Consider the following 15,294-nt stretch of genomic DNA (forward strand, 5'->3'; position numbering starts at 1 on the left):
ACAGAAAAGCAAAACATGCCAAATTTCATGAATAATATCATGTTTAGCATAGTTAAAACTCTGTAAGTTGGGGACTTATAGAATGACAAATCATTGATAGGTACTTTCTATAAGTAATTTGTCCAATTGTGAGTAAATTTGTCCTAATTCAAAACCGTACCGAGTTAGCCATAATTCGGACATAAATTTATCCATGATGAAATCAGGAGAAATAGATTACGAACTAGAAAAAAACATTGAGGTTATCTCTCAGCTGGATGGTCTTGTTGGCGAAGCCGTAGATAATATCCTAGTTGATCCAGACAAATGCTGGCAACCATCAGATTTCCTACCCGACTTTGGAGATCAGGATATTCATGATCAAATAAAGCTCCTTCAGGAAAGATCTGCAGGCATTCCCGATACAGTTTTTACTTCCCTTGTAGGGAATTTGATTACTGAAGAAGCGCTTCCAAGCTATCAAACGTATTTCAACCTTTTGGAAGGAATCAATCCTGAAAGAAGCTTACTTTCTCCTTCTGGCTGGGTGAGATGGTCTAAATCTTGGACCGCCGAAGAAAACCGTCATGGTGATCTTCTCAATAAATACCTCTACATGACTGGAAGGGTGGATATGAAAGCTGTGGAACAAACAATTCACAGATTACTCATGAATGGTTTTGATGCTAATACAGGAGGCGATCCTTATCAGGCAATTGTTTATACTTCATTTCAGGAAAGAGCTACTAAGGTTTCCCACGTAAATACTGGCAAACTCGCAGATATCGCTGGAGACCCAGTTTTAGGTAGAATTTGTAAGCAAATTGCAGGTGATGAAGCTAGACATGAGAAAGCATACAAATCCTTTATGTCTGCAATATTCGATATCGATCCCAATGGAGCGATTTTAGCTTTCGAAAAATTGATGAGAAAGCAGATTGTGATGCCAGCAGTATTGATGGGAGAAGGTGGGAAAAACCCTTCGCTTTTTACAGAATTCTCAGCGATCACCCAGAAAGTAGGAATTTATACCGGTTGGGATTATGCGAGAATTATAGAGCATTTGGTTAGCCTTTGGAAAATCGAAAGCCTGACCGGCTTGAATGATGTAGCTTCAAAAGCGCAAGATTACCTAGTGAAGCTCTCAGATAGATACATGAGGCTTGCAGATAGAATGAAGGCTCCAGAAGAAGTTAAACTAGCCTGGTTGAAATAATAAAGTTGAGAAAACTAGAAAATCCTTTCCTCCATGGAAAGGATTTTTTTGTTTAAAAGCAGTTTAAGCTAACTTATAAGGTTATTAATTTGAGGAACATGAACCAAAGACTATGAAACACTTCTTTTACCTACTCTTTTTAGTTCTTTTTGTTTCTTCAGTAACAGCTCAAGAAACTCAATCAATTCTAGTAAATCAAAATCGTCTTTCTGGTCTTATTAATGAATTGTCAACCTATGGAAAAAATGCGGCGGGCGGTTCTGATCGAGTTGCCTACAGCCCCCATGATATCGCAGCCCGCAAATTTTTAATAGGAAAATTAGAAATGCTTGGCCTGAAAGTATCTGTTGATTTTGCAGGCAACATTATCGCAAAAAAGACTGGAAGTAATCCTAAATTAAAGCCCATTACTTTCGGTTCTCATATAGATGAAGTCCCAAACGGTGGAGATTACGATGGGCCGGTTGGGTCAATGGGTGCCATTGAAGTCTTGGAGACATTGATCGAAAAAAATATCACCACCCGGCATCCCTTAGAGCTTATTCTTTTCACCAATGAAGAAGGCGGAGTAGTTGGCAGTCGCGCTATTGCTGGACAACTTTCTGCAGCAGCCTTGACAACAAAAAGTAGTAGTGGACAGACTCAATCTGAAGGAATCAGAGCAGTAGGAGGAAATCCAAATCGGATAATGGAAGTAAAGAGAGAAAAGGGCGATATAGCTGCTTTCCTTGAGCTTCACATCGAGCAAGGTGGAAACCTTGAAAAAAGCCAAAAGCAGATCGGAGTAGTTGAAGGAATTGTCGCCATAGAATGGTGGCAATTCACGTTTAAAGGGACGGCAAACCACGCTGGAACCACTCCAATGAACATGAGAAAAGACCCTTTGCTTCCTGCTGCTAAATTTATTTTGGCAGTGAATGAAACAGTCAATTCATACGCTGGAGCTCAGGTCGGAACCGTAGGGAAAATAGAAGCTTTCCCAGGTGCTGGAAATGTAATCCCAGGTGAAGTAACTTTGAATTTGGAGTTGCGAGACCTTTCTTCCGAAAAAATCTGGAAAATCTATTCAGAACTTGAGAGCAAAGCGATGACATTTGCTGAGGAAAATGGTACCGAGCTCCAGATTGTACATCAAGAAGTGGCTAGCGTGCCAGCAATTGCCAATCCCGTTATTCAAAAAGCAATTGAAAGTTCTGCCTCCACACTTGGTCTGAGCACGATGTATTTACCAAGCGGTGCAGGACATGACGCACAAGAAATGGCCAGATTGGGTCCAATCGGGATGATTTTTATCCCAAGTAAAAATGGAATCAGCCATTCCCCGCAGGAATATTCATCTCCAGAGGACATTGCAAATGGAGCGAATGTCTTACTTCAGACCATTCTTAGAATTGACAAAGAATTAGATTAATATCGCAGCCCTTTAGCAGCCAACAGACCACAAGCAACTTACCCATGGACAATACTCAAGTAGAAAACATATCATTATCCTATCTACAACCTTCGGACTACGCCGACCTCAAATCGGCAATGATAGAAGCATACCGAAGCATGCCCGGTTCGTACTGGAAAGAAAGTCAAATTGAGAGTTTGATCACCAAATTTCCAGAAGGTCAGGTAGTCATTCGCATCAACGATAAGCTAGCAGGCTGTGCGCTTTCGATTATTGTGAGCGATTCTGATCTGGAAGGTGAGCATACATACAAAGATATTACGACGGACTTCACCTTTGACAACCATAACAATGCAGGAGATATGTTGTATGGTATTGACGTCTTCATCAAACCCGAATTTCGCGGATTGAGACTTGGAAGAAGATTATATGACTATAGAAAAGAACTCTGCGAGAAACTGAACCTGAAAGGAATCGTATTTGGTGGAAGAATCCCCAATTACCACAAGTATGCGGATAAAATGGGGCCAAAGGAATATTTGGAAAAAGTAAAACTTAAGGAGATTTATGATCCGGTTTTGAATTTCCAATTGGCAAATGACTTCCATCCAGCGCGGATTATGAAGAACTATTTGGAAGGTGATGCTGCATCAAGTGAGTTTGCAGTCTTGCTGGAATGGAATAATATTTTCTACGAAAAGCCAAATAAAACAGCCTCCACCAATAAAACCATCGTTCGTTTGGGCTTGATTCAATGGCAGATGCGTTTGTATGAAAATCTGGACGAACTGATGCAACAGGCGGAATATTTCATCGATGCCGTGTCTGGTTATCGCTCTGACTTTGCCCTTTTCCCAGAACTATTCAATGCTCCGTTGATGGCTGAATTCAACCATCTCAGCGAAGCTCAGGCTGTTCGTGGATTAGCGAAATATACAGATGAGATCGTGAAGCGTTTTGCGCAGCTATCGGTCTCCTACAATATCAATATCATCACTGGCTCCATGCCAAAGATCAAGAATGATAAGCTGTACAATGTAGGCTACCTCTGCAAACGGGATGGATCTGTTGAAATGTATGAAAAACTGCACATTTCCCCGCTTGAAGCAAAAGTCTGGGGAATGCAAGGTGGTAGTCAAATCAAAGCTTTTGACACCGACTGTGGTAAAATCGGGATCTTGATCTGCTACGATGCAGAATTCCCGGAACTAAGCAGAATTCTAGCTGATGAAGGAATGGATATTCTTTTCATCCCATTTTTGACAGATACCCAGAATGGCTATTCCAGAGTCCGCAATTGTGCAATGGCAAGAGCGATAGAAAATGAATGCTATGTAGCTATGGCCGGAAGTGTAGGCAACTTGCCAAAGGTTCACAATATGGATATGCAATACGCACAGTCTATGGTCATTACTCCTTGTGATTTTGCATTCCCGAGCAATGGTATTAAAGCTGAAGCAACTCCTAATAATGAAATGACTCTGATTGCGGATGTTGATCTTTCCCTATTACGAGAGTTAGAGCAATTTGGAAGCGTGAGAAATCGTAAGGATCGCCGAACAGACTTGTTCGAGCTTAGACTCAAGGATATTCCAAAATAAGTTGAATTTAGGCAAACCAAATTCACTTGAAAACCATTACATGTATATACATAAATTAGCGCTATCATGAGGCCAATTAAAAGAATACATAAAGCAGAATATAGACCTATTGCAGACTTAGTGACTTATAGTCCTATGCCTACCAGGACTTTGGATCATTTAGACCCATTTATTTTTCTAAACCATCACGGTTTTCAAACTTATCCAACCAACAATCAAGGCTTGCCTTTTGGTCCGCACCCACATCGTGGAATGGAGACAGTGACCTTTATACTAGCTGGAGATATCATGCACAAAGATTCATCCGGACATGAGTCTGTGATTGGTCCAGGAGGGGTTCAATACATGTCGGCAGGAAGCGGGCTGATACATGCTGAAGTCAGTAGTTCGGATTTTAAGAAAAAAGGAGGAGACTTAGAAATCCTTCAACTTTGGCTAAATCTTCCTGCGGATAAAAAGATGATGAAACCGAGTTATGTCGGATTGCAAAAAGAAGAAATCCCAACTTTTGAATTGGATGGAGGCAAAGTAAAGGTCCAGCAGTTATTCGGAGAGTGGGAAGAAACTGAAGGTGCTTTTGAGGGAAACTTCCCAATCACGATGAGTACTATATATTTGGAAAAAGGAGGGAAATTTGAAAAATCACTCCCTAAGGATGAGAACATTTTCTTCTACATCGTGAGAGGTACATTGAAGGTCAACGGCGAAGAAGTCAATTTCAGGAATTTAGTGGAATTTGAAAATCAAGAGGGAGCAATTAGCGTAGAAGCTACCGATGACTCAGTTCTGATTTTAGGTAATGCCTTATCTTTCAATGAGCCAATGGTTGCTCAAGGCCCATTTGTAATGAACACCACCAAGCAAATCCAAGAAGCTTACGCTGATTACCAAGCCGGGAAATTCGGAACTTGGAACCATTAATTAGCTATCAATAATATCCTGGGAGACCAATCTGTAGATTTCTGCTATTGATTCATTGTAATTCAAAAAGCGATGATGGTCTTCCAGGGTTTCATAATCCTCCCGAATTGCAGGACCTGTTTGAGCAGCCTTAGCTCCCATTTGAAGACTTTTTGAAATAGTTTCGATTATCAGCGGTTTAAGCATTTCGAAATCCAACCCTTGCCGGTGCATCACTTCCTCCGCTATTCTAATCATGTGATTGGAAAAATTGCTGGCAAAAACAGCTGCGATGTGCATCGCTTTCCTATCTTTTGATCTCACAGTATAAGTCAGAGGGGATAGGCTTTTAGCTAGCTTTTTGAGTTTTTGCAAAGTCTCTTCATCATCTGACTCCAGCAAAAATGGCACTTCATCAAATTCTATTTTTCTGCCTTTGGTGAAGGACTGCAAAGGGTAAAATATGCCTGTGTAAGTAGCGGAGCTATAATTCAAAATATCTAAGCCTACAGATCCAGAAGTATGAACCAGAATAGAATCTTCCGGTAAAATTATCTCATCTGCAACTTCAAGAATTGCGGAATCTTTAACTGCCAAAATAAAGATCTCTGCCTCGCTGGCTGAAAAATCGAGATCATCTTTAGATTCACCAGCATAAACACGATCGGTGATATTATCTGCACTCTTTAATGTGCGTGCATAAACCTCCGTTATGACGTGACCTGCGTCTTCCAAAGCTGGAGCCAAATGCCATGCCACGTTTCCCGCTCCAATAATTGCAATTTTGAACTTCATGATGGAAATAACTCATTTTTCCTCAAAAAGAAAAAGCCACTCGAATCTCTCCGAATGGCTTAAATCAGCAAGGGTACTAATTTTATTAAATATGCAGCGCTCTATTATCAGTAGCAGCCAAACAAGCCTCTTTGAAAGCTTCAGTATAAGTCGGGTGAGCATGAGACATTCTGGCGATATCCTCAGCAGATGCTCTATATTCCATCGCTACTACAGCTTCAGCTATCATATCCGCAGTTCTAGGACCGATCATATGAACGCCAAGAATCTCATCTGTCTCAGCATCTGCCAAGACTTTCACCAAGCCATCTGTATCCATGGAAGCTCTTGCACGGCCTGAAGCCATGAAAGGGAATTTACCAGCCTTGTAGTTGACGCCTTTTTCCTTCAATTGCTCTTCAGTATATCCAACTGCAGCTACTTCCGGCCAAGTATAAACTACACCAGGAATCAGGTTGTAGTTGATATGTGGCTTTTGACCCAAAATTGTCTCAGCAACAAAAACACCTTCCTCTTCAGCTTTGTGAGCTAGCATAGCGCCTTTCACCACATCACCGATTGCATAGATATTTGGCACATTAGTCTGAAGATGATCATTCACTTCCACTTGACCTCTGTCTGTGATTTTCACACCTGCAGCTTCAGCATTCAACCCATCAGTATATGGTCTTCTACCTATAGAAACCAAAACATAATCGCCTTTCACTTCTACCGTTTCACCTTTTGCATTCTCAGCTTTCACAGTCACTTCTTTGCCTTTGCTTTCTACAGAAGTCACTTTATGCTTCAAGAAAAATTCAAAGCCAATTTTCTTCAAAGACTTCTGAAGTTCTTTTCCCATAGTACGATCCATAGTAGGAATCAAAGAGTCCATGAATTCAATTACAGAAACCTTCGCGCCCAATCTCGCATACACAGAACCTAGCTCCAAGCCGATAACTCCGCCACCTATAACTACTAGATGCTTTGGAATCTCTTTCAAGTTCAAAGTTTCAGTAGAAGTAATTACTCTGTCTTTGTCTATCTTGATGAAAGGCAAAGTAGATGGTTTAGAACCGGTTGCTATGATGATGTTTTTACCCTGAATGTCAGAAGCAGAACCGTCATCTTTAGTCACTTTCACAGTAGTTTTATCTACGAAAGAACCAACTCCTTGATGAACATCGATTTTGTTCTTCTTCATCAAGTAATCAATCCCATCAGTATTTTGCTTTACCACGTCATTCTTACGGGTAATCATTTGCTTCAAATCTACCTTCAAATTGCTCAACTTAATGCCGTGAGTTTCGAAAGTGTGAGCTGCATTATGATAATGCTCAGAGGAATCCAGCAATGCCTTAGACGGGATACAACCCACATTCAGGCAAGTCCCTCCTAGCGTTGGGTATTTTTCAACAATGGCGGTTTTCAACCCAAGCTGCGCACAGCGAATCGCTGCAACATATCCACCTGGACCAGAACCTATAACTATTACGTCGTACATTTTTTTGTCTTTTTAGAGTCTATAACAAAGAGTCAAGACTGTTTAAAATGAGGGCTGAAGTCCTTCAGACCATCGTAAATCGTAATTCAGAAATCGTAAATCCTTAAACTCCGAACAACAATCTTGTCGGATCTTCAAGCAATTCTTTTACTCGAACCAGGAAGCTTACTGACTCACGGCCATCGATGATTCTGTGATCATAAGAAAGTGCCAGATACATCATCGGAAGGATAACCACCTCTCCATTCACAGCCATTGGGCGTTGAACGATGTTGTGCATTCCCAGGATAGCAGATTGTGGAGCATTGATGATAGGTGTTGACATCATTGAACCGAAGATTCCTCCGTTAGTCAATGTGAACGTACCGCCAGTCATTTCCTCTATTGAAAGCTTGTTGTCTCTAGCTTTCATCGCCAATCTTACAACCTCTTTTTCTACCTGATCAAAACTTAGTGTTTCAGCATTTCTAATTACCGGAACTACCAATCCTTTTGGAGCAGAAACGGCAATTGAGATATCACAGTAATCGTTGTAAACGATTTCATTTCCGTCAATTTTAGCATTTACTGCAGGCCATTCCTGTAGGGCTACACAAACAGCTTTGGTGAAGAAGGACATGAAACCAAGTCCTACACCATGCTTCTCTTTGAATTGCTCTTTGAATTTGGATCTCAAATCCATGATCGGCTTCATGTTCACCTCATTAAATGTGGTTAACATCGCTGTCTCATTTTTCACAGAAACCAATCTCTTGGCGACTGTTTTTCTCAAAGAAGACATTTTCTCTCTGCGCTCGTTTCTAGAACCAGCAACTGGTGCAGGAGCAGAAGCCGCCGCTGGTTTGCTTTCAGCTTTTGCTGGAGCTGGCGCAGCCTTTTGAACAGATTGAGCATCTTCTTTGGTAATTCTACCATCTTTTCCAGTTCCTTTTACAGACTCAGGAGAAACTCCTTTTTCTGCCAAAATCTTCGAAGCTGCTGGAGATGCATGTCCAGTTGCATAGTTTGTATTTCCTGAGGCAGCTGCTGGAGCTGATTCAGAAGAAGATTCAGAACTGGCCGCAGCCGCTGGCTCGCCTTCCGTCACTTCGATTTTACAGATCATTCCACCAATCTCAAGCACATCGCCTTCTTGTGCCACATGGCGAAGGATTCCTGATGCCTCAGCTGGCAATTCAAAAGTAGCCTTATCAGAATCTACCTCAGCGATGATTTCATCCAACTTCACATAATCTCCATCACCTTTTAGCCAGTTAGCCAAAGTAACTTCCGTGATAGATTCTCCTACAGTAGGCACTACCATTTCTTTCACTTCTCCGGTAGCTTTTGCTTCTGAAGATTTCGCTTCTGCTTTAGGTGCAGCTTCAGCAGCTGGTTCAGATTTACCTGGAGTTCCAGTTTCGTCAATTTCACAGATAACAGCTCCGATTTCCAGTACATCACCTTCTTGGGCTTTGATTCTAAGCACGCCTGCAGCTTCTGCCGGCAATTCAAAAGTGGCTTTATCAGATTCCAGTTCACAAAGGACTTCGTCCATCTGAACTTCCTCCCCATCTTTTTTAAACCATTGACCGATAGTTACTTCCGTGATGGATTCTCCTACCGCTGGGACTTTAATTTCTTTGCTCATAAGTTTTTCTTTTTTTCTCTTTCTAGTCAAAAAGAGAGGAACAAAATGATACGATTATTTTGGATGTCTTTATAAAAAGAGCTGTAATTATTTCAATTTAAGTGCCTGAGCAACAATGCTTTTCTGCTCTTCCACGTGGACTTTGTTGTATCCTGTGGCAGGTGAAGCACTGGCTTTTCTAGCAATAATATCCATCGGGATTTCCTTGTAAAGCAATCTCAAGATATAATTCCAATAGCCCATGTTTGATGGTTCTTCCTGTACCCAAACAACCTCAGCTTTTGGATAGCCGGCAAGCACATCTAGCATTTGTTTCTTTGGAAGTGGGTGTAGCTGTTCAATTCTTACGATTGCAACATCTTTCACTTTCTCTTTCTCGCGAGCTTCTTCCAAATCGTAGTAAATCTTGCCTGAGCAAAGCACTACACGTTTCACGTCTTTAGCATTCACCGTAGTATCTGGAAGGACTTCTCTGAAAGTACCCGAAGTAAATTCGGAAAGTGGAGAAACTACTTTTGGATGTCTAAGCAATGACTTAGGAGACATCACAATACATGGCTTTCTGAACTCCCAAGCCAACTGTCTTCTCAATAAGTGGAAGAAGTTAGACGGCTCAGTTACGTTAGCGACAACTGTGTTGTATTCAGCAGCAAGCTGCAGGAATCTTTCCGGACGGGCATTGGAGTGCTCTGGTCCCTGACCTTCGTAGCCATGTGGAAGCAACATTACCAAACCGTTCATCTTTTGCCATTTCGATTCACCAGAGGTGATAAATTGGTCAATCATGGTTTGAGCGCCATTGGCGAAATCACCAAATTGTGCTTCCCAGATAGTCAATGAATTTGGGTTTGCCATGGCATAACCATATTCAAAACCTAATACCGCGTATTCAGAAAGAAGTGAATTGTAGATATAGAATTCACCTTTTCTATCCTTCATTTCCTTAAGAGAATTGTAGGCTTTATTTGTATTGGCATCATGAAGTACCGCATGACGATGAGAGAAAGTTCCTCTTTGCACATCCTGACCAGTCAATCGAACTGTTTTTCCCTCCAGCGTCAATGAACCGTAGGCAAGCAATTCTGCAGCTGCCCAGTTTAATGATTTAGACTGGAAGAACATGTCTTTACGCTGCTTCAACTGTGCTTCAATCTGCTTAAGCGGCTTAAATCCTTTAGGAATCACAGTAAGCGCTTCGGCTACTTTTTTAATTTGTTCTTCAGTAACTCCGGTCTGTGGAGATTGATCAAAATCCTCCGGCTTAGATCTTCTCAGGTTACTCCATTCTTCTTCGAATCGAGTTGCCTGATATGGAAGAGGCTTTTCCTTTACCAAATTCAAACGGTCTTGAAGCAACTGTCTGAATTCCTCATCCATTTGCGAAGCCAATTTAGCTTCCACATCACCACGCTCAGCCAAGCGCTTCACGTAGATCTCTCTTGGATTTGGGTGTTTAGAAATGATGTTGTAAAGTTCTGGCTGAGTGAACTTCGGTTCGTCAGACTCATTATGCCCATGACGTCTATAGCAGACCATGTCCACAAAAATATCACGGCTGAATTTTTGTCTGAATTCCGCTGCAAGTTTTGCTGCAAATACTACAGCCTCAGCATTATCACCATTCACGTGAATAACAGGTGCGTCAATGATTTTGGCAATGTCAGTACAATAGATCGAAGAACGGGCATCATCAAAATCGGTAGTAAAACCAACTTGATTATTGATTACAAAGTGGATCGTACCACCCGTATTATAACCTTTCAGATCTTCCATCTGAGTCACCTCATAAACGATTCCTTGACCAGCGATAGCGGCATCTCCATGAATCAAAATTGGAAGTGCTTTAGTATAATCACCTTTATATTCTGAATCGATCTTTGCTCGTAGAAATCCTTCTACTACTGGATCCACAGCCTCCAGGTGAGAAGGGTTTGGTGCAAGTTTCAGGTGAACCTTATTTTCAGAATGCGTCACAATATCACTGGAATAACCCATGTGATATTTCACATCACCATCACCCATGGTCAAATCTGGCTTGGCTGTTCCTTCAAATTCAGAGAAAATCTGCTCATAGGTTTTGCCCATGATGTTGGCTAAAACATTCAGACGACCTCTGTGAGCCATTCCGATCATTACTTCTTTTACTCCTAATTGAGAAGAAGTATTAATTACGGCATCCAAGAATGGAATGGTGCTTTCTCCACCTTCAAGCGAAAAACGCTTTTGACCAAGGTATTTAGTGTGCAAAAAGTTTTCGAAAACTACCGCTTGATTTAGCTTAGAGAGAATTCTTTTTTTCTCCTCATGAGTTGGGTTAAATGCTAAAGCTTCTTTTTCTACTTTAGTTTTAAACCAATCCAGCATTTCTGGATCGCGTATATATAAGTATTCAAACCCTACAGATCCTTCATAAATAGACTTCAAAGAATCTAAAATCTTGGAAAGTTTTGCAGAACCGATACCAATCTCGTTTCCAGCTTGGAATTCGGTATTCATATCTTCCTGACCCAATCCAAAGTCCTGAGGGTCAATCAAAGCTTTCCTGTCTCTTCGCTCTCTTACAGGGTTGGTCTTTGATCTCAAGTGAGCTCGAGATCTGTAAGCATGAATCAATGCTCTCACCTTAATTTCTTTAGGCAATTGCTCCATGTCCATAATAGTACCTGGAGTAGCAAGTGCGCCATTTTTGGCTGGAGGAGTAGACTTTCCATTTGATAAAGCTGTGACCTCTTCCTCACCGTAGTTGGTTAGTGCAAAGTCAAAGCCGTCAAAAAACTCTTTCCAGCTTGGGTCGATTGATTCTGGGTCACTCTTGTAAGAAGAGTATAGCTCATCGATATAAGACACGTGAGCATTAGCGATATAAGAAAACTTATCCATTGTTAATTTTTGAAGAAGAAGCCAAAGCTAAGGCCTTAATCCAACAATAAAAAATCGCTTATTTGCCTTTCCGAATATATAGTTTATTCCAAAGCAAATTTCGAGTTTAAATCAGGCAATCCGAACAATTAGGAGGGAGTAATATATCTGGCCTCATTATTCTGCTTTGAGAAAAATAACTTTTGACCGAACAATTCTATTCTTTTCACATCTAATCAGCCCAGATAATTATTCTCGATCACCCTATTTTCCTACAAAAACTAGTGGGTCGCTTTTGAATTGTTTCCAGTCTTCCAAGAGAGCCTTGTGAAGACTCTTAACATGCTCATTTTGATATTCTTCAGGAAGCTTCTGAATGTACTTGATCAGATTGTAACATGTAGTAAACTGACCACAAGCGATAAGGTTATCCTGACGGTGCACTTTTAGGTCTTCGCTATCCCACCAAAGTGTAGTTGGCATCTGCGAAGCTATGAGTGCTGACTCCTTTATTCTCCGCGTAATGGTTACGTCATCAGCTTTTTCTTTTTGCTCTTCATCACTGATCGTGTTTTGTTTTCCATTTAACTGGTAAACAGTGGAAGTTATTCTTCGATTTTCAAACCTAGATGAAGTATAAAGTAAGTCAAAATTCAATCTCCTTATTTGTCTAAGAAATATCTCATTAATCATCAGTAAGGCTGAAGTCCACCTATTTATGATCATTTTTTTAACCTGATTTACTTCCAAATTGGCAAATCTCTCAACGTCATCCAGTAAGGCATTTGGCAAGACATTTTTAACCATTCCCTGCACTTCCTTCTTAGCTTTTTTCACTAGGTAATCACCTACAAGCCCAAGAACTGTCAATAAGGAAAATACACCAATCATTCCACTGGAAATGCCATAAAGGAAAATCCAGGTTTTGTCAAAAAACACATCTAAAACACTTGAAAAAATTAACCCAAAGATCCCTATCAAAAGGCCAATCCAATAAATAGGCTTTAGCTGAAAATACCCTAACCATCCAGCCACAAAAGATGAAAATGATTCTTTACCCTCACTGGAATCCGAACCTTCATAAGGCTTCCAAGTAGGCATCACGAAACCATCCACATCATTCACAATAAGTAGGTCTAAAGGAAAGCCATCCCGAGAACTTTTATCGAAATTCACCATACTGCCAATCCCTTGGTTATCTACAATCCCTCCGTCCATTATACCTACGCCTTTGGCAAATTTCGGCACAGTGATTAAGTCTATATAGTCTTGGCTTTCATGATTCTCCATGTAGTCATTTGGAAAAATCATAGGGGCAAATCCAACCGGAAAGCAGGAGGAAGAAGCTATCGCATCCGCAATACGCATTTCATTCAAAACCGCCTGAAGTTGATCACACTTCAATTCATAATTCCCAAACTTATTGACGTTTTGAAATCTAAAAGTTAAGCCATAAGAAAACTCAGTAGCATTGAAACAGACATACTTCAGGTGACCTTTTATATTCTCCGGCTTTAAAGATTCAAAACTTTCCTCGACTAATTTCTCATGGTAAGTGAGGGCAAATCCATTGATTACCGATCTACTTCTGGTGGTTGTATTCCAAAATTCATTATCCATGAATTTTGCGGTTGCCTCATCCACAAGCTTATCCTCCTTCAAAAATGAATAAAGCTTTGAGTAAAATGAGCCAAAGGTTTCTCCTTTGGCGTTACTAGCAGCAAAAAGTCCTGCAGTGATTGTCCCACCACTAACAGAGCTAATTGCAATGACGTTTTCTAGAAGTGGTTTACCTTCAAATTCTATTCGGTTTAAGTAATCCAAAACCCCCAAGCTGAAAGCTGTGGCTCTATAGCCACCACCGCTAAAACAGACTCCAATAGATTTAAAAGGTGTAAGTGTTTCAGGAACTTCCATTGACTGCGACATAAAAATCTAATTTTAAAAAGAGTAGTATATTAAAAATGATATTTTAATATACTCAATATCAGTAACATAAAATAAATTGAACAAAAAAAAAGCAGCGCCGATTTGGCGCTGCTGATTTAAGAAACAATCTTCAAAAAGGCTAATTAGTATAGGCAGAATTTTGAACTAAACTAGGATTTGCATCCATTTCACGTTGAGGAATAGGAAATATCAATCTACCATCATCGAAATTATATGTTTCTGACGATGAATTGTCAAGTATCAATCCTCCTGTTCGCTTTACGTCATGAAGATACTGCCCTTCATGTGCAAGCTCTACTTTGCGCTCTGCCAAAATGACTTCTAAAGAGATGGAGCCCAAAGCGGGTAGATCCACTCGTTGTCTAATTCTATTCAGATCAGCCAATGGAGCCGCACCAACAGAAGTTCCCAGCCTGAAATTTGCCTCTGCTCTCGTAAGATACATTTCGGCCAATCGGATCACTTTTACATTTTTATATTGGTCTCTCCACTTTGCCGTTCTTTGCTCTCCAGCTCCTTCAAAAAACTGATCTAGCCTAGCATCTCCTGCTTCGTAGTAATCAAAATGTGAAGCCTGAATAGAGACATCACCGCCCCTTGCACCATATTCTGGTAAGGAATAATAAAGAAACATATCATTCCCCCCATCCTGAGTATTTACTTGTATTGAGAATAAATCTTCAGGAGAATCTCCGTCAGTGTTGAAAGCATCTAAGTAATTCAAAGTAAGAATTTTACCATTAGCAGAAGATATACTGATTGCCCGGTCTGCAGCATCTCTTGCCTTCTCATAATCTCCCATTTGGAGAAATACACGTGAAAGCTGCGCAGCTACCACATAATTTCTAGCCAAAAAGCCATTAACTGCCGGAAGCTGTACCTCTGCTTTTTCCAGATCGCTGATAATCTGAGCATAAACTTCTGCAACCGTGTTTCTAGCCACGTAACTATCTTCATCTATCTGTCTTGTAGGCGTTAACACTAAAGGCACCCCCAAGTTTGAATCTACGCTCCCAGCAGAATAAGGAAGAGCGAAAAACTTAACGAGTTCAAAAAACATTGAACCTCGAATAAACAAAGCCTCTCCTTCCACTCTTTCCTGATCTTCAGAGTCGACCACTTCAAGTGAAGCCAATACATTATTTGCAACATTTATAGCTTTGTAAGCATCAGACCATGAGCCCTGAACAAAAGAATTATTGACAAGAATATTTTTATTAAACATCTCTCTAGGCTGATTAAAAGTCCCCTCCCATCGTACTTCTCTATTTGCTCCAAGCATTTCTGCATAAAGCAATAAGCTACCTCCATAGAGAGACGTACTTCTAATTTCAGAATATGCTCCTTGGAGCACACGCTTCACATTGGCATCAGTGCTCAAAGCCAGATCCTGATCTACACTTTGCTGAGGAGCCAAATCCAATTGGTCTGCACATCCCGAAAACAGCAAAACCAATCCTATAATTATATATTTTTTCATCGTAGTTT

The 15,294-nt window shown here is 40.7% G+C and carries 10 protein-coding genes; 4 read left to right on the forward strand and 6 right to left on the reverse strand.

Annotated features, from left to right (window positions below; genetic code table 11):
- Window positions 1–193: 193 nt before the first annotated feature.
- The 4 genes from AACZ87_RS13285 (at window position 194) to AACZ87_RS13300 (ending at window position 5,110) form a co-directional block, all read left to right on the forward strand.
- The gene (locus AACZ87_RS13285) at window positions 194–1,195 is read left to right on the forward strand and encodes an acyl-ACP desaturase (protein ID WP_339867857.1); all 1,002 of its coding nucleotides are present in this window, start codon (window positions 194–196) and stop codon (window positions 1,193–1,195) included.
- Between the two features lie 112 nt (window positions 1,196–1,307).
- Complete coding sequence (locus AACZ87_RS13290; RefSeq protein WP_339867859.1) at window positions 1,308–2,606, forward strand: M20 family metallo-hydrolase; 1,299 nt, start codon at window positions 1,308–1,310, stop codon at window positions 2,604–2,606.
- A gap of 44 nt (window positions 2,607–2,650) precedes the next feature.
- Entirely contained in the window at window positions 2,651–4,189 is a 1,539-nt protein-coding gene (locus AACZ87_RS13295) for a bifunctional GNAT family N-acetyltransferase/carbon-nitrogen hydrolase family protein (RefSeq protein ID WP_339867861.1), read from the forward strand.
- A gap of 66 nt (window positions 4,190–4,255) precedes the next feature.
- Entirely contained in the window at window positions 4,256–5,110 is an 855-nt protein-coding gene (locus tag AACZ87_RS13300; protein ID WP_339867863.1) for a pirin family protein, read from the forward strand.
- Here AACZ87_RS13300 and AACZ87_RS13305 read toward each other — a convergent pair whose 3' ends face one another.
- The 6 genes from AACZ87_RS13305 to AACZ87_RS13330 all read right to left on the reverse strand — a co-directional run bounded on the left by AACZ87_RS13305 (window position 5,111) and on the right by AACZ87_RS13330 (window position 15,286).
- On the reverse strand, window positions 5,111–5,884 hold the full coding sequence (locus tag AACZ87_RS13305; protein ID WP_339867864.1) for a Rossmann-like and DUF2520 domain-containing protein: 774 nt from the start codon (window positions 5,882–5,884) through the stop codon (window positions 5,111–5,113).
- A gap of 85 nt (window positions 5,885–5,969) precedes the next feature.
- A complete protein-coding gene (lpdA, locus tag AACZ87_RS13310; protein ID WP_339867866.1) occupies window positions 5,970–7,367 on the reverse strand; it encodes a dihydrolipoyl dehydrogenase in 1,398 nt (465 codons plus the stop codon).
- A gap of 103 nt (window positions 7,368–7,470) precedes the next feature.
- Window positions 7,471–8,997, reverse strand: coding sequence for a 2-oxoglutarate dehydrogenase complex dihydrolipoyllysine-residue succinyltransferase (odhB, locus tag AACZ87_RS13315; RefSeq protein WP_339867868.1), 1,527 nt, complete (start codon window positions 8,995–8,997; stop codon window positions 7,471–7,473).
- Between the two features lie 87 nt (window positions 8,998–9,084).
- Window positions 9,085–11,877, reverse strand: a complete 2,793-nt coding sequence (locus tag AACZ87_RS13320) for a 2-oxoglutarate dehydrogenase E1 component (RefSeq protein ID WP_339867870.1) — start codon at window positions 11,875–11,877, stop codon at window positions 9,085–9,087.
- A 243-nt stretch (window positions 11,878–12,120) separates the two neighbouring features.
- The gene (locus AACZ87_RS13325; RefSeq protein WP_339867871.1) at window positions 12,121–13,785 is read right to left on the reverse strand and encodes a patatin-like phospholipase family protein; all 1,665 of its coding nucleotides are present in this window, start codon (window positions 13,783–13,785) and stop codon (window positions 12,121–12,123) included.
- A gap of 139 nt (window positions 13,786–13,924) precedes the next feature.
- Window positions 13,925–15,286, reverse strand: coding sequence for a RagB/SusD family nutrient uptake outer membrane protein (locus AACZ87_RS13330; RefSeq protein WP_339867872.1), 1,362 nt, complete (start codon window positions 15,284–15,286; stop codon window positions 13,925–13,927).
- Window positions 15,287–15,294 lie beyond the last annotated feature (8 nt).

The sequence above is a fragment of the uncultured Algoriphagus sp. genome (genome assembly GCF_963974365.1).
Classification (GTDB): Bacteria; Bacteroidota; Bacteroidia; order Cytophagales; family Cyclobacteriaceae; genus Algoriphagus.

Coding starts and splice junctions, on each gene's coding strand:
- AACZ87_RS13285 (WP_339867857.1), top strand. CDS start 194: ATGATGAAATCAGGAGAAATAGATTACGAACTAGAAAAAAACATTGAG.
- AACZ87_RS13290 (WP_339867859.1), top strand. CDS start 1,308: ATGAAACACTTCTTTTACCTACTCTTTTTAGTTCTTTTTGTTTCTTCA.
- AACZ87_RS13295 (WP_339867861.1), top strand. CDS start 2,651: ATGGACAATACTCAAGTAGAAAACATATCATTATCCTATCTACAACCT.
- AACZ87_RS13300 (WP_339867863.1), top strand. CDS start 4,256: ATGAGGCCAATTAAAAGAATACATAAAGCAGAATATAGACCTATTGCA.
- AACZ87_RS13305 (WP_339867864.1), bottom strand. CDS start 5,884: ATGAAGTTCAAAATTGCAATTATTGGAGCGGGAAACGTGGCATGGCAT.
- lpdA (WP_339867866.1), bottom strand. CDS start 7,367: ATGTACGACGTAATAGTTATAGGTTCTGGTCCAGGTGGATATGTTGCA.
- odhB (WP_339867868.1), bottom strand. CDS start 8,997: ATGAGCAAAGAAATTAAAGTCCCAGCGGTAGGAGAATCCATCACGGAA.
- AACZ87_RS13320 (WP_339867870.1), bottom strand. CDS start 11,877: ATGGATAAGTTTTCTTATATCGCTAATGCTCACGTGTCTTATATCGAT.
- AACZ87_RS13325 (WP_339867871.1), bottom strand. CDS start 13,785: ATGTCGCAGTCAATGGAAGTTCCTGAAACACTTACACCTTTTAAATCT.
- AACZ87_RS13330 (WP_339867872.1), bottom strand. CDS start 15,286: ATGAAAAAATATATAATTATAGGATTGGTTTTGCTGTTTTCGGGATGT.